Source organism: Trinickia sp. Y13 (genome assembly GCF_029522115.1).
Lineage (GTDB): Bacteria > Pseudomonadota > Gammaproteobacteria > Burkholderiales > Burkholderiaceae > Trinickia.
In genome coordinates this window covers 1-18,353 of record NZ_JAKWFK010000004.1, presented here as the reverse complement: position 1 = coordinate 18,353, position 18,353 = coordinate 1, and the positions used below count along the sequence as shown (strand labels likewise).

The 18,353-nt window shown below is 63.4% G+C and carries 13 protein-coding genes; 7 read left to right on the top strand and 6 right to left on the bottom strand.

The window, feature by feature from the left end; genetic code table 11:
- Nucleotides 1-17 precede the first annotated feature (17 nt).
- A complete protein-coding gene (locus MMB74_RS08660; RefSeq protein WP_277428218.1) occupies nt 18-2,309 on the top strand; it encodes a heavy metal translocating P-type ATPase in 2,292 nt (763 codons plus the stop codon).
- Nucleotides 2,310-2,354: 45 nt separating this feature from the next.
- Here MMB74_RS08660 and MMB74_RS08655 read toward each other — a convergent pair whose 3' ends face one another.
- Together MMB74_RS08655 and MMB74_RS08650 are read right to left on the bottom strand one after the other, a co-directional pair.
- On the bottom strand, nt 2,355-2,972 hold the full coding sequence (locus MMB74_RS08655) for a LysE family translocator (protein ID WP_277428217.1): 618 nt from the start codon (nt 2,970-2,972) through the stop codon (nt 2,355-2,357).
- Nucleotides 2,973-3,078: 106 nt separating this feature from the next.
- Nucleotides 3,079-4,491, bottom strand: coding sequence for a sensor domain-containing diguanylate cyclase (locus tag MMB74_RS08650; protein ID WP_277428216.1), 1,413 nt, complete (start codon nt 4,489-4,491; stop codon nt 3,079-3,081).
- Nucleotides 4,492-4,807: 316 nt separating this feature from the next.
- Between MMB74_RS08650 and MMB74_RS08645 the strand changes: the two genes are divergently transcribed.
- Nucleotides 4,808-6,337: an EAL domain-containing protein gene (locus MMB74_RS08645; RefSeq protein ID WP_277428215.1), complete on the top strand. Its 1,530-nt coding sequence runs from the start codon at nt 4,808-4,810 to the stop codon at nt 6,335-6,337.
- 30 nt (nt 6,338-6,367) lie between these two features.
- On the opposite strand, the gene MMB74_RS08640 is transcribed toward MMB74_RS08645, so the two are convergent.
- On the bottom strand, nt 6,368-7,450 hold the full coding sequence (locus MMB74_RS08640; RefSeq protein ID WP_277428214.1) for an ionic transporter y4hA: 1,083 nt from the start codon (nt 7,448-7,450) through the stop codon (nt 6,368-6,370).
- Between the two features lie 774 nt (nt 7,451-8,224).
- Between MMB74_RS08640 and ilvD the strand changes: the two genes are divergently transcribed.
- Both ilvD and MMB74_RS08630 read left to right on the top strand, forming a co-directional pair.
- Nucleotides 8,225-10,087, top strand: coding sequence for a dihydroxy-acid dehydratase (gene ilvD, locus MMB74_RS08635; RefSeq protein ID WP_277428213.1), 1,863 nt, complete (start codon nt 8,225-8,227; stop codon nt 10,085-10,087).
- A gap of 242 nt (nt 10,088-10,329) precedes the next feature.
- Nucleotides 10,330-11,073 carry a phenylalanine--tRNA ligase beta subunit-related protein gene (locus MMB74_RS08630; RefSeq protein ID WP_277428212.1) on the top strand — a complete coding sequence of 248 codons (744 nt, stop codon included), beginning with the start codon at nt 10,330-10,332 and terminating at the stop codon, nt 11,071-11,073.
- A gap of 22 nt (nt 11,074-11,095) precedes the next feature.
- Here the strand turns inward: MMB74_RS08630 and MMB74_RS08625 are convergent, their stop codons facing one another.
- From MMB74_RS08625 to MMB74_RS08615, 3 genes are all read right to left on the bottom strand, one after another.
- Nucleotides 11,096-11,926: an amidohydrolase family protein gene (locus MMB74_RS08625; RefSeq protein ID WP_277428211.1), complete on the bottom strand. Its 831-nt coding sequence runs from the start codon at nt 11,924-11,926 to the stop codon at nt 11,096-11,098.
- Nucleotides 11,927-12,002: 76 nt separating this feature from the next.
- The gene (locus MMB74_RS08620) at nt 12,003-13,007 is read right to left on the bottom strand and encodes an aldo/keto reductase (protein WP_277428210.1); all 1,005 of its coding nucleotides are present in this window, start codon (nt 13,005-13,007) and stop codon (nt 12,003-12,005) included.
- An 84-nt stretch (nt 13,008-13,091) separates the two neighbouring features.
- Complete coding sequence (locus MMB74_RS08615; RefSeq protein ID WP_277428209.1) at nt 13,092-14,192, bottom strand: LacI family DNA-binding transcriptional regulator; 1,101 nt, start codon at nt 14,190-14,192, stop codon at nt 13,092-13,094.
- A 416-nt stretch (nt 14,193-14,608) separates the two neighbouring features.
- On the opposite strand from MMB74_RS08615, the gene MMB74_RS08610 reads away from it, so the two are divergent.
- From MMB74_RS08610 to MMB74_RS08600, 3 genes are all read left to right on the top strand, one after another.
- A complete protein-coding gene (locus tag MMB74_RS08610) occupies nt 14,609-16,156 on the top strand; it encodes a sugar ABC transporter ATP-binding protein (RefSeq protein WP_277428208.1) in 1,548 nt (515 codons plus the stop codon).
- 67 nt (nt 16,157-16,223) lie between these two features.
- Nucleotides 16,224-17,225, top strand: a complete 1,002-nt coding sequence (locus MMB74_RS08605) for an ABC transporter permease (RefSeq protein ID WP_277428615.1) — start codon at nt 16,224-16,226, stop codon at nt 17,223-17,225.
- A gap of 99 nt (nt 17,226-17,324) precedes the next feature.
- The gene (locus MMB74_RS08600; RefSeq protein ID WP_277428614.1) at nt 17,325-18,230 is read left to right on the top strand and encodes an ABC transporter substrate-binding protein; all 906 of its coding nucleotides are present in this window, start codon (nt 17,325-17,327) and stop codon (nt 18,228-18,230) included.
- The last annotated feature ends 123 nt before the right edge of the window (nt 18,231-18,353 follow it).

Here is an 18,353-nt window from a genome sequence, read left to right as displayed (position 1 = left end):
TTTCCTTTTCGCTTGCCATGCCGCGTATTCGTCTTTCGGTCGATCTCGTCCTTTTGCTTGGCTCGGCGCTCACGCTCATGGCCGGGGGCGCCTGCGTCGCGCTTGGCATGGGTACGCTCGGACGCGCTCTCTGGGTCGCCGGGGCATCACCGGTCTTGCTCGCGCTGACGATTTCGATCGGCAAGGCCTTGTTCGAACGCCGAGCGGGTGTCGACATTCTTGCGTGGCTCGCCATCGGCCTTGCGCTCGCGCTTGGCGAGACGCTCGCCGCAGCGGTGATCGCATTGATGGTTGCAAGCGGGCGAGCGCTCGAGCAATACGCTCAGCGTCGCGCAAGACGTGAAATGACCGCTTTGTTGAGCCGTGCGCCGCGCGTTGCGATGCGCTTGGAGGACGGTCAATGGCAACCGGTTGCGCTCGATGCCGTGCACCCGGGCGATCGCTTGCTCGTGCGCAGCGGCGACTGCGCCGCGGTGGATGGCACGCTAACGGACGCCGCGCAATTGGATGAGTCGATGTTGACCGGCGAATCGGCGATCGTGCTGCGTCAAGCGGGGCAGTCGGTGCGCAGCGGCGTCGTCAATGCGGGCAGTCCGTTCGAAATGGTGGCGGGCGCGCGTGCGCAAGACAGCACCTACGCCGGTATCGTGCGCATGGTCGAGGCGGCACAGCGCGAGCGGGGTCCGTCGGCGCGTCTCGCCGATCGCTACGGGGCATTCTTCGTGTTGCTCTCGTTGATGCTTGCCGGCGGCAGTTGGTGGGCGACGGGCGAGCTTGCGCGCGCGCTCGCCGTGCTCGTCGTCGCCACGCCGTGCCCGCTGATTCTCGGCGTGCCGGTGGCGATCGTCTCCGGCATATCGAATTGTGCCAAGCGCGGCATGTTGATCAAAGGGGGCGGTGCATTGGAGCGGCTAGCGCAAGCATCGATCCTCTTCTTCGACAAGACGGGCACGCTAACAGGCGGACGGGCGCGGCTCGCGTCGATTCACTGCGCCCCGAACACCCGCCCCGATGCCGTGCTGCGCTTCGCAGCGTCGCTGGCGCAAGCGTCCGGCCATGTGATTTCCGAAGCGCTGACGCTCGCGGCGCGCGAGCGCGGCATCGGTCTCTTAGCGCCGTCGGCCGTCGAGGAAACCGCAGGCGCGGGATTACGGGGCCAAGTCGACGGCGCGAACGTGGCGATCGGCAGTTTCGCCTACGTCTCGTCACTCGCGGCAAGCGCGCCTTGGAGCGAGGACCTGCTGCGAGACATCGGCTACGAAGGCGGGGCCGCTGTATTCGTCGCCGTGGATGGCGAGATGATCGGCGCGGTTCGGCTGGCCGATCAATTGCGAATGGACACGCCAAGGGCGTTGCGTCTGCTCAGGCGCGAAGGCATCGACCGGCTCGTGATGTTGACCGGCGACCGAGACGACGTCGCGCAAAGCGTCGGCGCGATGCTCGGCGTCACCGAAGTGCGCGCCGAGCAAACCCCCGCGGACAAACTGCATGCGATCGAAGCCGCGCGGCGCGACGGCGTCGTGATCATGGTCGGCGACGGCGTCAACGATGCGCCTGCGCTCGCAGCGGCAGACGTGGGCGTCGCCATGGGCGCGCGCGGCGCGGCCGCGTCCGCGGAAGCGGCCGATGCCGTGCTGCTCGTGGATCGTCTGGACCGGCTCGTCGATGGCGTTCGCATCGCTCGGCGAGCGCGCCGGATCGCGGTCCAATGCGTCGTAATGGGCATGGGATTGTCAGCTGGCGCGATGATTGCCGCGGCACTGGGATGGCTGCCTCCGGTCGCTGGCGCGATGCTTCAAGAAGCGATCGACGTACTGGTGATCGTCAATGCATTGCGGGCGGCGCGGTTTCACCGAGCCGCGCCCGCGCGCGAGCTTGCAAATATCGACGCGGAGCGCCTGAAGGCAGAGCACGCCGCGCTTGCGCCCGTGCTCGAGCAGATCAGAGCGCTCGCCGACGATTTGCCTGAGCTCGATGGCGCGGGCGTCGCCAATGCATTGACTGCGCTCAACGATGCCCTCGATCGGCGCCTGCTTCCGCATGAGCGCGCGGACGACGAGCAGGTGTATCCGCGCCTTGCTCCGTTGCTTGGCGGCGACGACCCCCTCGCGGCGATGAGCAGCGCGCACCGAGAGATCTACGGTATGGCGCGCCGCCTCAAGCAGATGGCGGGCAACATCGGGGCCGCTGGGCCGACGCTCGGACAAGTGCGCGACGCGCAGCGATTGCTCTACGGCTTGGAGGCGGTGGTCCGCTTGCATTGCGCTCAGGAGGAAGAGCTCTTCCACGCGGTGGACGCCTACGCATGACGGCGCCGGATTAGCGCTGCGCGCCGCGGCGCAAGCGCTGTCCGGTCACGACAGTCCATGCCGAAAGGTCGGCGCGATCGATGCGATCAGCAGGGCGGCCATCGTCCAGTTGAACGCGCGCAGGGCGGTCGGGCCCGCCAGAAACCGCCGCACGCCGAGGCCGAATGCCGCCCAGATCGAAATGCTCGGCAGATTGACGATGGCGAAAGCGACCGCCAGTGTCAGCGCGTTGACGAGCAGGTTGTCGTTGACGCGAAACGCGGTGACGCCCGTGACCACCATCATCCACGCCTTCGGATTGATCCATTGAAATGCCGCGGCTTGAAAGAACGTCATCGGCCGCTTATTGGCTGCATCCACCGACAGCGACCGTGATGCGGCGATTTTCCAGGCGAGGTAAATCAGGTACGCCACGCTCAGAACCTCCATCGCGGAGTAAAGCGCGGGCGCCCGCGCGAAGACCTGGCCCAACCCCAGCGCAATGGCGACCATCATGACGGTGCAGCCGCAAGTGATGCCGAGCATATGCGGCAGCGTGCGGCGAAACCCGAAATTGACGCCCGAGGCGAGCAGCATGGTGTTGTTGGGGCCGGGCGTGATCGACATCACCAGCGCGAAGGTCATGGCGGCCGAAAGCGCGGCGTAAGGCAAAGCGGTGGGCATGGCGTCGATCCTCGGATAGGCGGTATTCGAGGAGTCTACGGATAATGGCCGTAACAGTACCGGTACAGATTTTTGGATAATAGTCGGTACGGAGCAGGGGCTGCGGCTACCGGGCCGCCACTTGCCGACGATCGAAGCTGTCTTTCAGTTCTTCTTCACGATTGTTTGCCACGCGATTGCGTCCGCGCGCCTTGGCGTCGTACAGCCCCGCATCCGCGCTCGCCAGCAAGGCCGCCGGTAGAGCATGGGGATGAAATCGGTTCGAGGCATGCCCGATCGAGACGGTGACATGATGGGCGTTCGCCCGTATCGCTGGCAACTCCATCTCGGCGATCGTCCGTCTCATGCGCTCGGCAATGGCTAAACTCGCCTCGGGGTCGCAGCCCGGGAGCACGACGACGAATTCTTCGCCGCCGTATCGCGCGACGAAATCGGTCTGTCGCGATAACGCCGCATTCAGTGCTTGGGCGATGCGTCGCAGACACTCGTCTCCGGCCAGATGGCCGAATGCATCGTTATAGTTTTTGAAATGGTCGACGTCGACCAGCAAAAGAGAGAGCGGATTGCCGTTGGCGTTGGCGAGCGCCAGTTCGCGCGGATAGCGCTCGTCGAAATAGGCACGATTGAACACGCCCGTGAGTCCGTCGCGCACGGACAGCTCCTTGAGGGCGCGGTGCGCATCGGCCAGCCGTTGATAGGTGCGGCTCGTCTCCGACATCAACATGCCGAGCACGGCATTGGCCGACACCATCGACGCGATTCGCGCGGCGTACCAGCCCAGGCTGTATCGCGCGCCTGCGCCAAGCGTGAGCGTCACGTCGATCAAACCGGCCAGCAACGCCACGGCGAGCCAGAGATCCATCAACGTGCGCACGCGCGTCACGAACACATGGATGAGCAGCGAAGCCAAGCAGATCGCCCAAACCGAGAGCACGATCGGGTTCGCCGATAAATGGCGATACGACGGCGTGCTGGACACGAGGTTGGGCAACCGATCTCGTGCGGCGATCGCGGCGAGACTGAGCACGAGCGACAGACCGACGGAAAAGGCAATCATCGAGCCGCCGCGAAGGCGCCGCTGCTCGATGCGTTGAATGGGCGGCCACTTGCGCGTCCCGAGCGCGAGCGCCGTCAACACCGCATAGCCCGTGCGCCAGAGCAGCCATATCCAGATGGCGGTCTGCCGCCCCGCCTCGAATAATTCGCCGGGGGCGAACACGCCGGGATAGACGGCCAAGTGAAACGCCGCAGCGACGGCCGTGAAAGCATAGGCGCAAGCAAGCGCCGCAAAGACGATGCGCCCCGACACGCGATACTGCGTCCACAGCAGAAAGCCGGTCAGCCCTTCGGCGATGGTGACCGAGGTGGCGAAGATCGGCATGAACGGCGACTCGATGGTAGCTTGCACCGTCGAGCGCGGCCAAACGTAGAGGGCGACGCAAAGCATGAGCGCGACCGCGATCGCGGCAGTCAGCCTCTGTTCTTTGCTGGCAGGGACCTGAATAAGCGTTACTTGCATGACACCGGTAAATCGTTGGCGAAGGACAGCCCGCACAGCTTATCGCTTACGTTTTCCTTGGACTACGGCATTTTTTGGCAAATCTGTAGAGCGGCGGCCGGATGTGCTAGTCCAATCAAGGGTTTTGGCGAATGTCCTGAGGCGGTTCGTTGATCGTCATCAAGCGCGAACCGTCGATCGTCGGACAAAATGCTCGACGCCATTCTGATCTGCTATGGCGGTGGGCGCGTTGGCACAGGCCGCCGGCCGCCCATATGGAGCGGGCGTCAAGCTCCGTCGATTCAGCATCGCTAGCGCCAAACGCATTGGATCCCACATGGAATCGCACCATCGCTCGATTTGCGCAAGATTGACGGTTTTAGTCTGCATATTGGGTGCATTGGTTTTATCGCTGGTTGCCATAGCGGGCATATTGCTGATTGCGCTGGAGGCGAACCGGCTGGTTACGGTCTCGCTCGTATCACTAGCCCTCGCGGCCGCCGTTGCCGCGGCGCTAGCCGCAGCGCTGCTCGTGAAGGCCCGCAAGGAGATCACGTTTCCGCTGCTCGAGGCGAGCGCGTTCGCACGGCACGACCCGCTGACGGGTCTCGTCAACCGGCGGGTCTTCGAGGCGGACTTGCGCAAGGCAGCCGAGCTGGCCAAAGTCCACGGGGACGTTTATCAGGTGCTCGTCATCGATCTCGACCGGCTGCGGGCGGTGAACGACCTTCAGGGCCATGCGGTCGGTGACGCCGTGCTTTGCGAGGTTGCAAAGCGGGTGAGACAGGTTGTCCGCAAGCGCGACACGGTCGCGCGTCTGGCCGGCGACGAATTCGCCGTGATAGCCAGAACGGAGGGGCCGAGATTCGCCGACGAGTCGATGCATTTGGCCGCCCGGCTGCTTCGAGCGATCAACAGGCCGATCGTGATTGCGCCGGGTAAAACCGACGTTACGATCGGCGCGTGCGCCGGGATCGCCTTGGCGCCGAACGATGGGCTGGACGAGGGCGCGTTGCTGCATGCCGCTTATATCGCGATGCATCGCGCCAAAGATGCGGGAGAGGGCACGATCCGTTTTTTCGAGCGGCGCATGGACGAGGAGCTTTACGAGCAAGCCCAGTTGGAAGCGGATCTCAAGGCCGCGGTGAAAAGCGGAACGATTCAGCCTTACTACCAGCCTTTGATCGAAATGCGCGAGCAAAGGATCTGGGGCTTCGAAATTCTCGCCCGTTGGCGCCACCCCACGCGCGGCGCCGTGCCGCCCGACGCGTTCATTCCCGTTTGCGAACGGTTGGGCCTGACTTCGGCGCTGACGGCTTCCGTGCTTCGGCAAGCGTGCAAAGACGTACGCCAATGGTTGCGGCCCGATGTGAAGCTCGCGCTCAACATTTCGCCGAATCAATTGAAGGACGCGAGCCTGCCGGCGCAGATCTTGGCCATTCTGCGCGAAGAGGGCATGCCCACCTCGCAATTGGAAGTCGAGATCACCGAAACCGCGCTCGTGGGCGACATCGACGCTGCGAAAGCGATTTTCGACGCCTTTCACGAGGCGGGTATCGAAGTGTCGCTCGACGACTTCGGCACGGGTTATTCGAGCCTCTATCACCTGCGCGAACTGAAGTTCGACAAGATGAAGATCGACAAGTCCTTCGTGCAATCGATGCAACGGAACGACGAAAGTGAAAAGATCGTCGACGCGATCCTCGGCCTGGCCAAGAGCCTAGGGATGAGGGTGGTCGCCGAAGGGATCGAGGATCCCGCCGCGTACGAGAAATTGCAGCAAAAGGGCTGCGAATACGGCCAGGGCTATTACTTCGGCAAAGCGATCGCGGCGATCGACGCGGGCGCCCAGCTTTGCCGGCACTGAAATTGGCGTTCGCGCTCTGCGGACGCGCGTTCAGTGCGTGACGGATAGAAATAAATAGGCGGCAAACAGCGAAAGATGAACGGCGCCTTGCAACACCGTCGTGCGCCCGGTGCTGAGCGTCAATGCGCTCACGAATAGCGTGAGCGCCAGCAGCACGGTTTCCATGCCGCCGATCCCGAGCAGCAGCGGCCGTCCTGTCCAGATGAACACGGCCGCGACGGTGGGAATCGTCAAGCCAATGCTCGCGAGCGCCGAGCCGAGCGCGAGGTTCATGCTCGTTTGCAGGCGGTTGGCGCGCGCGGCGCCGACCGCGGCGAGCCCTTCGGGCAGGAGCACGAGCGCCGCAATGACGATGCCGACCGTGGCTGCAGGCGCGCCGAGATTGAGCACGCCGCGCTCGACCGCGGGCGAAAGCAATTTGGCGAGCAGCACGACCGCGACGAGGCTGACGAATAGCAGCAGAAGACTGATGAGCGCGACGCGGCTCGTCGGCGGCGCGGCGTGTTCGCTCTCGTCGACGGCGCCCGACAGGAAGTATTCGCGGTGGCGCACGGTCTGCACGAAGACGAAGACGCCATATAAGACGAGCGAGGACACCCCGGCGAAGGCGAGTTGCGAGGTGGACAACTGCGGGCCGGGCATGGCGCTCAGGTAATTGGGCATGACCAGCGAGAGGACCGACAGCGAAGCGAGCACTGCAAGCGCTTTGCTTGCGCTGAGCCCTTTGAAGTCCTGCTCGCCGTGCTGCCAGCCGCCGACCAGCAGGCACAAGCCCACGATGCCATTGCAGACGATCATGACCGCGGCGAATACCGTGTCGCGCGCCAGGCCCGCTTTTTCGGGGCCACCCGTCAACATCACCGATACGATCAGTGCGACTTCGATGATGGTCACGGCGATCGCGAGCACGAGCGTGCCGAACGGCTCGCCGACACGATGGGCGACGACCTCGGCATGATGAACCGCGGCGAAGACGGAGCCGACGAGCGCGACCCCGATCAGTGCGATGGCGACTCCCTCGACATGCACGATGCGCGATAGCACGAGCACGATCCAAGCGGCGAGCGGCGCCCAGAGCGTCCAGCGCGGGAGCGCATGCGATGAGGTCGACATGAAGGATCCTTGATCGTGGCTGACGCGACCGGGGATTCTATCAGGCGGGGGCGGGGGCTCGCGGCGGAACGGGTGCGGATTCGAATGCGCGTTGAGCTGGCGCGCTACGGAAGGGAATCGGGCCCCCGCGCCGCCTGCGGCGACGCGACGGGCCTTCGCTAACGAGCAATCTTCAGACGAAGCCGAAGATCGAGGCCATTATCAAGGCCGTTATTCGGTCACGGAAACCTGCACGGAACGCCGCTCGGAGGAGACGGTTGCGCGTTCCAGGCGCGGGCTCGCGCCGCGGATGAACAGGGCCGCGCATGTCGCAACCGTGGCCCAAACGCTGAGAATTACCGCCAAAGTGCTCATGCTAGGTCTCCTGAATGTCGAGGATCGCGACTGCTGTGGCGTGGTGCCTGCCAGCGCGTCGATGCTTTGTAGTCTGCGCCGGCCAGCGGGTTTTCGATTGGACGAAAAGAAGCCGAATTCAACGCTAATCCCAGTCATATGTTCAGCCCCTCTTTACTGCCGAAGGCCATTGGTCGACACTTTACTCGCTTCCTGGCATTCGTCCAATTCGCTGATATGCGTATCGACTTAGTTTGCCAGTAAAAATATATTGGACGACTTACGCTGCATCTCGCAGTATTCGGTACCTGACCGCAGCCGACCGCCCGCGCCGAGGCGCAAGCAGCGCTTGCTGGCGGCAACCGGGTTCGCAGGGTGATCGCCTGCGTCCCTGACGCGTCTTAAATCACCGCAATACAGACTTGAACATCTGAGGACTCCATGCCCAACTATCGGTCACGCACATCGACCCACGGCCGCAACATGGCCGGCGCCCGCGCGCTTTGGCGCGCCACTGGGATGAAAGACGACGATTTCGGCAAGCCGATCATCGCCGTCGTGAATTCGTTCACCCAATTCGTTCCGGGGCATGTGCATCTGCGCGATCTCGGCGCGCTCGTCGCCCAGGAAATCGAAGCGGCTGGCGGCGTGGCCAAGGAATTCAATACGATTGCCGTCGATGACGGCATCGCGATGGGGCATGGCGGCATGTTGTATTCGCTGCCGTCGCGCGAACTGATCGCCGATTCGGTCGAATACATGGTCAACGCGCATTGTGCCGACGCCATGGTCTGCATTTCGAATTGCGACAAGATCACGCCGGGCATGCTGATGGCTGCGATGCGGCTGAACATTCCGGTCGTGTTCGTGTCGGGCGGCCCGATGGAAGCGGGCAAGGTCAAGTCGCCGACGGACGGCCAAGTGATCGCTAAGATCGACCTGATCGACGCGATGATCAAGGCGGGCGATCCGAAGATCAGCGATGCCGAAGTGGCGGAAGTCGAGCGCAGCGCTTGCCCGACCTGCGGCTCGTGCTCGGGTATGTTCACGGCCAACTCGATGAATTGCCTGACCGAAGCGATCGGCCTTTCGTTGCCGGGCAACGGCACGATCGTTGCCACCCATGCATGGCGCAAGGGCTTGTTCGAACAAGCGGGCCGCCTGATCGTCGACTTGTGCCGCCGTTATTACCAAGAAGAAGACGCATCGGTGCTGCCGCGCAGCATCGCCAGCAAGCAGGCGTTCGAAAACGCGATGGCGCTCGACGTCGCCATGGGCGGCTCGACCAACACCGTGCTGCACCTGTTGGCTGCCGCGCAGGAGGCGGGCGTCGATTTCACGATGTCGGACATCGATCGTATCTCGCGCAAGGTGCCGTGCTTGTGCAAAGTGGCGCCCGCAACCGACAAATTCCATATCGAGGACGTGCACCGTGCGGGCGGCATTCTCGGCATCCTTGGCGAACTTGCGCGGGCCGAGCTGCTCGATCTTTCGTGCGGCAACGTGCATAGCGGCACGCTTGGCAACGCAATCGCGAAATGGGACGTCGCGGGTGGCGCGGGCGAAGAGGCGCAGAAGTTCTACCGCGCGGCGCCCGGCGGGATTCCCACCACTGTGGCGTTCAGCCAAGAAGCGACGTTCGCGCAGCTCGACACCGATCGCAAGGGCGGGTGCATCCGCAGCAAGCAGAACGCCTATTCGAAAGACGGCGGTCTTGCGGTGCTGTATGGCAATTTGGCCGAGAAGGGCTGCATCGTCAAAACCGCGGGCGTCGACGAATCGCAGTGGGTCTTCTCGGGGCGTGCGCGCGTGTTCGAAAGCCAGGATGAAGCGGTCGAAGCGATCTTGGGCGACAAGGTGGTGGCGGGCGATGTCGTCGTGATTCGTTACGAAGGCCCCAAGGGCGGCCCGGGGATGCAGGAGATGCTGTACCCCACGTCGTATTTGAAGTCGAAGGGGCTTGGCAAGACCTGTGCGTTGTTCACCGATGGCCGTTTCTCGGGGGGCTCGTCGGGGCTCGTGATCGGGCATGCGTCGCCGGAAGCGGCGGAAGGCGGCACGATCGGTCTCGTGGAAGAGGGCGATGTGATCGAAATCGACATTCCCCAGCGCAAAATGCACCTGGCCGTCGCGGACGAGGAATTGGCGCGCCGCCGCGCTGCGATGGAGGCGCGGGGCGATAAGGCATGGATGCCGGCCAACCGCGAGCGCGTCGTCTCGCAAGCGTTGCAAGCTTATGCGGCGTTGGCGACTTCGGCGGACCGTGGCGCCGTGCGCGATATTTCGCAGCTGAAGCGGAAATAATCCGGCGCGGCTAGGCTGCGGTAGCGGCCGGGAAATCGGAGGCCGGTGAGCAGAAGGCGCTTACCGGCTCGATTTCCGTGATGCTGCACCGCTCGTTCCCGGGGGAACGAATCAAGCAAACGGCTCGCGCTGAGGGTGGCGTTTAGGCGCTCCGCCCGCATCCCGCCGCAATTTCATTCAAGACCGCAACGGCAGACTAGACCATCCTCGCATTCATCCGTATCGAGGAAAGGAGGTTGCCGATGCATTTCCAACATTCCCCTGAACTCTGGGCGCGCTTCCCCGCGCTCGTGCCGGGCGTTCTATATGTCGACGGGATCACCGCGGAACGCGATGTCGATGCCCGCGTCGCCCACTACCAATCCGTAGCCCGCTCCCGCATAGAACGAGCTTCCGAGGGCGACTGGCCCGAAGTGCAAGCTTGGCGGCGCGCGTTTTCGCAGATGGGGCTCAAGCCTACGCAGTATCGATGCGCGTCAGAATCGCTGCTACGACGTTTCCGAAAAGAGGGCGCGTTGCCGCGTTTGCATCCCCTCGTAGACTTATGCAATGCGATCTCGCTGGCGTTTGGCGTTCCGATAGCCGTCTTCGATCTTGCGCACGTGGCGCGGCGGCTCGAAGTGCGTTTCGCCAAGGGCGACGAGGCATACCAAGCGTTCGGCGGAGATATCGAATATCCCGATCCGGGAGAAGTGATTTTCGCCGATGCGGAGAATCGCGCGCATGCACGGCGTTGGGCGCATCGGCAAAGCGCGTTGTCGGCCGTTCGTGCAGATACGAAAGGCGTGTTGATCGTCGCCGAAGCGCTGCATCAAACCGCTCGGGCGGATATCGCGCGGCTGCTCGATGCGCTGGTTAGCGAGTTGAGCACCTTGTGGGCCAGGCCCTCGGCCATGGCGATACTGACCGCTGCATCGCCCTCGATCGAATATCGAGGCTCGGTGCAGACAAACGCGGGATTGGACGGCGAGGCCGTAGAAGCATGACGGCTCCCTCGGCGCATTTTCGTCACACTCGATACGCGCGCCGAGCATTCGCACCAAAAACCTTCGCCACGGCATCCTGCCCGCGCGAGGCCGCGATCGACATCGCGCAGTCGAACCACTCCTGAGCCTCGCCCGCACAGCGTAGAACGGGCCAATCGCTACCCCATAGCACCCGGTCGACGCCGAAGATATCGAGCGCAGCGTTGGCCCACGGCTCGACGGCCGATACCGGCGCGCCGTGCGCGGCTTCCGTCCAAAGTCCCGACAACTTGCAATACACGGACGGATATGCTGCCAGCGCGCGCAGCCCTTGGACCCACGCGTCCCGGTCGTGTCCCGTCGCGATCGCCGGTTTCGCGGCGTGATCGATGACGATCGTCAGTTCGGGGTAGCGCTGTGCCAGGGCATCGATGTACGGCAAATGGAGCGGACGGACGAGCGCATCGAGCGTCAGCGCCGCGCTCGACATTGCCTGCAACGCGGGTTGAATCGACGGCCTGGTAATCCAGGCAGGATCGGCCAAGTCTTGCAGCATGGGACGCAGCCCGACGAGCCGCGGATCGGCCGCTAAGGACTGTATGCGAGCAGGCGCGTCGTCACGCTCGAAATCCGCCCAGCCCACGACGCCAAGGACGACATCGGCATGCCGCGCCGCCTGCTCCAAGAGAAACGTAGTTTCGGCGCCGGTGGGCGCGGCTTGCACGAGAATGCCGCCGGTTATGCCGCGCTGACCGAATTGAGCACGCCAATCCGCTACGCCGAAATCGCGGTAAATCAACGGCAATTGCGGCGTGAGCCAATCGTAATCGCCGCGCGCGAGCGACCAAATGTGAAAGTGGCTGTCGATGTACATATCGGTGATCGGTGTCGTGAGTTGAAGCAAGCACGCAAGCGGCGAGCCGATTCGGCGTGCGCCATTTCGCTTTGCGCTAATGCGGCACGGGCGCTTCGTCCGGTATCAACCCTCGACGCTTCAGGTCGGCCCAAAATTCGGCGGGAATCGGCGTATGCATGAGCGCCCAATTCTCTCGGATCTCCCCGGGGTTGCGGCTGCCCGCGATGACGCACGCCACGGCGGACGGCGCGCCGCAAAACTGCAGGGCGGCAGCCTTCAAAGAAACGCCGTAGCGAGCGCAGTGCGCAGCGAGGCGATGCGTTTTCTCGAGCATGTCGGCGGGCGCTCGCGCATATTCGAACGTCGTGCCGCCGGCCAATAACCCCGAATTGTACGGGCCGCCGAGGACCAGGCGCACGCCTCTCGCGTCGCACGCAGGAAGAAGTTCGCTAAGCGCCGATGTGTCGAGTAGCGTGTAGCGGCCCGCAAGCAGAAAGACATCCGGGGCCGCGTCGCGAAGCGCCATCAGGCAAGGTTCGATCCGATTCACGCCAAGACCCCAGGCGCCGATGACGCCTTCGTCCCGCAGCTCCGTGAGCGCCCGCATCGCGCCGTTCGCCGCGATTGCGTATTGCCGGAGCCAGTCGTCGCCGTGCGTATCTTGCGCAATGTCGTGGATGTAGACGATGTCGATGCGGTCGAGCCCCAAGCGCGATAGGCTGGCTTCGATCGACCGCCGCGCGCCGTCCGCCGAATAATCGTATTCGACGCGAAACGGAAGCCCTCCCACATAGCCGTGCTGAATTTCGGGCACGGTACGGTCGGGCACGAGCAGGCGGCCGACTTTAGTCGAGAGCACGAACGCATCTCGCGGGTAGCGCGCGAGCGCTTTGCCGACACGTTGCTCCGAAAGGCCGCAGCCGTAAAACGGCGCCGTGTCGAAATAGCGAACGCCTACGTCCCAGGCGGCGGTCAGCGTTTGATCCGCTTGATCGTCGGTGACTCTTGCATACAAGTTTCCGAGTGGCGCAGCGCCGAAACCGAGTGCGCCTGTCGCTTCCATCAGCCGCTTTAGCTGCAGCTCCTGCTTATCGTTCACGTCGTTGTCTCGATGCATTGTCGGATCGAACCTACTGTTATTTCCAGCATGGAAGGGGCCGCACGGTAGAGATGATTCGCTCTCCTAAGTATTGGAGAGAACGATCTTCGATTCGTCGGCCTGCTTTGCTTCGCGCGCGCTCTTGCCGCGCGGCGTCCGTGCTCTCGCGGGCATGCGCTCGGGCGGGGCGCCGCACGAGCGGCGCACGGCGAGTTCCGGCGCGAACACGCGATGTCTCGGCGGGCCGCGCTTGCCTTGCACCCGCTCGATCAGCATATCGAGGGCCGCTTCGGCCATGGCGTCCACCGGTTGGCACACCGTCGTCAACGCGGGCGAGAAGGCCGCGGCCCAGGGGAAATCGTCGATGGCCACGACGGAGATATCGCGGGGGCACGACAGCGCGCTTTCGGCAATTGCACGCATGGCGCCAATGAGCATTTGATTGTTCGTGACGAAGATGGCCGAAGGCCGCTCGGGAAGCGTTAGCAGCGCTTGCACGGCGTCGAAAGCGCCGGCTTCGCCGAACGCGCCCTGTCGAACGAGCTCGGGCGCGATGTCCAGCCCGGCGCCATGCAACGTCTGCTCGAACCCGACGAGGCGATCGCGGCCCGGCATTAGGTGCTGCGGGCCGACAACGATGGCAACGCGCCTATGGCCCAGGCCGAGCACGTGCTGCGTGGCGAGCCGCGCAGCGGCGATGTTGTCGAGCACGACGGAGTCGTAATCGCCGGGGCGCGCGGCATGGTCGACGCAGACGACCGGCATGATGCCGATATCGTCTTCCAACCGCTTATAAGCTTCTTCCGGCCCGCTAGGGCAGAAGATCGTGCCCACGGCCAAATGGGCGCGCAGCATCTTGAGATAAGACCGCTCTTGCTCGACGTCGCGCTCGCTGTCGCAGAGCACGACCGAGTAGCCGAGCGTGCGCGCGCGCTTTTGCACGGCGTGAACGATGGCGGTGAAGAACGGATTGGTGACGTCCGGCACCACGAGGCCGATGAGCTCGGTCGCGCCTTTTTTGAGGCTGCGCGCGACCGAATTCGGCGCGTAGCCAAGCGTCTGGACCGCCCTTTGCACACGCTGCGTCAAATCGGGGCTCACGTACGACGAGCCCGACAAGACCGCCGAGACGGTGGCGAGGCTCACCCCGGACAGGCGCGCCACATCTTTCATCGTTGCTGCCACGTTCTGATCCAATTCAGTTGTGCAACGCAATGGCGGCCGCCAGGCAGCGAACGGCTTGGCCGAGACGGGGCCAGCGCACGAGCGCTGCGTTTGCGTGTGTCCGCCGAGGAAACGCGCCCGGCGGCGAGAGACGAAGTACGGGTTTTTTCGCTCGAATCATACGCGCGCTCATCGGCGTTTGGCAAAGCAAAACGTTTAGCGAAACGTTTCGTTTGAAGCGGCGATATCGTTAACCCTATTCGGGCTGGCTCCCCGATTGACATTGATTCATCGCCATCCTAGTCTCTCGCCGAAACGTTTAGCGAAACGTTTCGACGGTGCGGCTCGATCAGGCTCGTGGCAGCCTGGCGAAACGCTGCGAAACGCACGGAGCGCACGTCGCAACACATGCGGTTTCGACACAATCCAAGGCGGACATGAGCGAGACAGCAAGGCACTGCGGCGAGCGCGCCGAACCCGCGCTCGTGTCGATTAGCGGCTTGTGCAAGTCCTTCCCGGGCGTGCGGGCGCTGGACCGCTGCCAGTTCGAGTTGCTCGCGGGCGAGGTTCACGCGCTGGTCGGCGAGAACGGCGCCGGTAAATCGACGTTGATGAAGGTGCTGTCGGGCGTCTATCAGAAGGACGCCGGCGAGATCCGCATCGATGGCCGGCCGGTCGAGATTCGCGATCCGCGCGGCGCACGCGATCTGGGCATCGGGATCGTTCATCAGGAACTCAACTTGATGAACCATCTAAGCGCGGCGCAAAACATTTTCATCGGGCGGGAGCCGCGCCGGGCGCTGGGAATGTTCATCGACGAAAGGGAGCTCAATCGTCGCGCGGGAGCGATTTTCGCGCGCATGCATTTGAAGCTCGATCCGCGCACGAACGTCGGCCGGCTGACGGTTGCCATGCAGCAAATGGTGGAGATCGCCAAGGCCGTGTCGTTCGACTCGCGCGTGCTGATCATGGACGAACCCACGGCGGCACTGAACGACGCCGAAATTCACGATCTCTTTCGCATCATTCGCAAATTGCAGTCGCAAGGCGTCGGTATCGTCTACATTTCGCACAAGATGGACGAGCTACGCGAGATTTCCAGCCGCGTCACCGTGATGCGAGACGGGCAATACGTCGCAACTGTGCCCACCGCCACGACGCCGATCGAGACGATCATCGCGCTCATGGTGGGGCGCGAGTTGGATATGACGCAGCGGCGGGCGAGCGTGGCGTCCGACGGCGAGGTTGCGCTCGATGTAAAGGGGCTCACGCGCGGCAAGACGCTGAGGGACGTCAGCTTTTCGGTGCGCAAGGGCGAGATTCTCGGATTCGCGGGTTTGATGGGCGCGGGGCGCACCGAGGTTGCGCGCGCGGTGTTCGGCGCGGATGCGATCGATGCGGGCGAGATACGCGTGCATGGGCGCGCCGTCTCCATTCGTTCGCCGCAGGACGCGGTGCGTCACCGCATCGGCTATCTCTCCGAAGATCGCAAGCAATTTGGCTTGGCGACGGGTATGGATGTCGCGTCGAACGTCGTGATGCCGTGCTTGCGCAAGTTCGCGTCGTTCGGCTTGTTTTTGGACAAGCGGCGCATCGACGAGGCGGCGCGAGGCTATGTCGATCGGCTGCGCATCAAGACGCCGTCTGTGCACCAGCAGGTTCGACTGTTGTCGGGCGGCAATCAGCAAAAGATCGTGATCGCGAAGTGGCTGCTTCGCGACTGCGACATTCTGTTTTTCGATGAGCCGACGCGCGGCATCGACATTGGCGCCAAGACGGAAATCTATCGGTTGCTCGATGCGCTCGCGGCGCAAGGCAAGGCGATCGTCATGATTTCGTCGGAATTGCCGGAGGTGCTGCGGATGAGCGATCGCGTGCTCGTCATGTGCGAGGGGCGCGTCACGGGCGAATTGTCGCGTGCGCAAGCCTCGCAGGAAGAGATCATGAGGCTGGCGACGCAGCGCGAGTCGACGGTGTTCGCATGAATCGACGGAAGCCCAAATGAACCCTACCCCGAACCCCGCACCCGATGCCGAGCCGCCGGTTCCCGTCATGGGAAGCAGAAAGGGCTTAGCCGCTATTCGGACGCGGATTTTCGATTCGAACGCAAGACAGAAGCTGCTCGCATTCGCGAGCTTGATCGTGTTGGTTGCATTCTTCGGCTTTGCATCGCCCGAGTTTTTGCAGATGGAGAACATCGTCAGCATTTTGCAGGCGACGGCCGTCAACGGCGTGCTGGCGATTGCTTCGACCTTCGTCATCATCACGGGCGGCATCGATCTGTCGGTCGGTACGTTGATGACTTTCTGCGCGGTCATGAGCGGCGTCTTTTTGACGAATTGGGGAATGCCGCTTTGGGTCGGCGTGCTGGCGGCGATCGGGTTCGGCGCGTTATCCGGATCGATCTCGGGCGTGCTCGTCGCCAAGCTCCGGATTCCCCCGTTCATCGCCACGCTCGGCATGATGATGCTGCTAAAAGGCCTTTCGCTCGTGATTTCGGGCACGCGCCCCATCTATTTCAACGACACGCCCGGCTTCACCAGCATTTCTCAAGATTCGGTGATAGGCGCGATCATGCCGGCATTGCCCATTCCGAATTCGGTTCTGATTCTCTTCGTCTTGGCTTTTCTCGCGGCGATAGCGCTCAATAAGACGTTGTTCGGCCGGTACACGTTCGCGCTCGGCAGCAACGAAGAAGCGATTCGGCTCTCGGGCGTCAACGTCGATCGATGGAAGATCGCGGTCTATGCCACGGGCGGCGCCATCTGCGGAATTGCCGGGCTTTTGATCGCGTCGCGTTTGAACTCGGCGCAGCCCGCGTTGGGGCAGGGCTACGAGCTCGATGCGATTGCCGCCGTGGTGATCGGCGGCACTTCGCTTTCCGGCGGCACGGGGACGATTACCGGAACGATGATCGGCGCATTCATTATGAGCGTGCTCGTCAATGGGTTACGAGTGATGTCGGTCGAGCAGGAATGGCAAATCGTCGTAACCGGCCTCATCATCATTGCGGCGGTCTATATGGACATACTGCGTCGAAGCAACCAACGCTGAGATATGGCGCGCCCGGCGGGGGCGCCGCGGGTTTAACCAGAGAGGAGACGGGAAATGAACAAACGAACCTTCGCCCGCATGACCCTTGGGCTCGCGGCCATGCTCGCGCTGGCCGGCGCGGCGCGTGCGCAATCCGCGCCCGAGCCATACGTGGCGTTGATTTCGAAGGGCTTTCAGCATCAATTCTGGCAAGCCGTGAAGACGGGCGCGGAAAAAGCAGGCCAGGACTATCACGTGCGCGTGACTTTCGAAGGGCCCGAGACCGAGGCAATGGTCGACAAGCAGATCGACATGCTGGCGGCCGCGCTGGCCAGAAAGCCGAGCGCGCTCGGTTTCGCGGCGCTAGACAGTCAAGCCGCGATACCGCTGCTCAAGAAGGCGCAGGCGCAGCACATCCCGGTAATTGCGTTCGACTCGGGCGTGGATAGCGCCATCCCCGTGACGACGGCGGCCACCGACAATAAAGCCGCCGCAGCGCAAGCCGCGGACAAAATGGCCGCGTTGATCGGCAACGAAGGCGAGGTGGCCGTGGTGGCGCACGATCAGACGAGCCGCACGGGCATGGACCGGCGCGACGGCTTCGTCGAGCGCATGAAGGCGTCGCATCCGAAGGTCAAAATCGTCACGGTGCAATACGGCGGCGGCGATCAGTTGAAGTCGACCGAAGTGACCAAGTCGATCCTCACAGCTCATCCGAATCTGAAAGGGATCTTCGGGACGAACGAGGGTTCGGCCATCGGCGTGATCAACGGGTGCCGGGAAATGAAACGCAAGGTCGTGATCGTCGGTTTCGATTCGGGCAAGAAGCAAACGGATGCGATCCGGGAGGGCTTCGAGGCCGGGGCGATTACGCAAAATCCTGTAGGTATCGGCTATAAAACCGTGGAAGCGGCCGTCAAAGCGCTCAAGGGCGAGAAATTGCCGAAGGTGATCGACACGGGCTTCTATTGGTACGACAAGAGCAATATCGACGATCCGAAGGTTCGCGCGGTGCTCTACGACTGATAGCGGTGATCGGCGTCATCCGCCGCATGCTCGGCGACCGAGGCGCGCCAGCCGAGCTGTGCGGCGGTGTTGACGGCGGGGGGGGGGTTGGGGGGGGGGCCCCCCCCCCCCCCCCACCCCCCG

Excerpts from the sequence above, each read along its gene's own strand:
- MMB74_RS08660 (WP_277428218.1), top strand. The coding sequence starts at position 18 with ATGCCGCGTATTCGTCTTTCGGTCGATCTCGTCCTTTTGCTTGGCTCG.
- MMB74_RS08655 (WP_277428217.1), bottom strand. The coding sequence starts at position 2,972 with ATGCCCACCGCTTTGCCTTACGCCGCGCTTTCGGCCGCCATGACCTTC.
- MMB74_RS08650 (WP_277428216.1), bottom strand. The coding sequence starts at position 4,491 with ATGCAAGTAACGCTTATTCAGGTCCCTGCCAGCAAAGAACAGAGGCTG.
- MMB74_RS08645 (WP_277428215.1), top strand. The coding sequence starts at position 4,808 with ATGGAATCGCACCATCGCTCGATTTGCGCAAGATTGACGGTTTTAGTC.
- MMB74_RS08640 (WP_277428214.1), bottom strand. The coding sequence starts at position 7,450 with ATGTCGACCTCATCGCATGCGCTCCCGCGCTGGACGCTCTGGGCGCCG.
- ilvD (WP_277428213.1), top strand. The coding sequence starts at position 8,225 with ATGCCCAACTATCGGTCACGCACATCGACCCACGGCCGCAACATGGCC.
- MMB74_RS08630 (WP_277428212.1), top strand. The coding sequence starts at position 10,330 with ATGCATTTCCAACATTCCCCTGAACTCTGGGCGCGCTTCCCCGCGCTC.
- MMB74_RS08625 (WP_277428211.1), bottom strand. The coding sequence starts at position 11,926 with ATGTACATCGACAGCCACTTTCACATTTGGTCGCTCGCGCGCGGCGAT.
- MMB74_RS08610 (WP_277428208.1), top strand. The coding sequence starts at position 14,609 with ATGAGCGAGACAGCAAGGCACTGCGGCGAGCGCGCCGAACCCGCGCTC.
- MMB74_RS08605 (WP_277428615.1), top strand. The coding sequence starts at position 16,224 with ATGGGAAGCAGAAAGGGCTTAGCCGCTATTCGGACGCGGATTTTCGAT.
- MMB74_RS08600 (WP_277428614.1), top strand. The coding sequence starts at position 17,325 with ATGCTCGCGCTGGCCGGCGCGGCGCGTGCGCAATCCGCGCCCGAGCCA.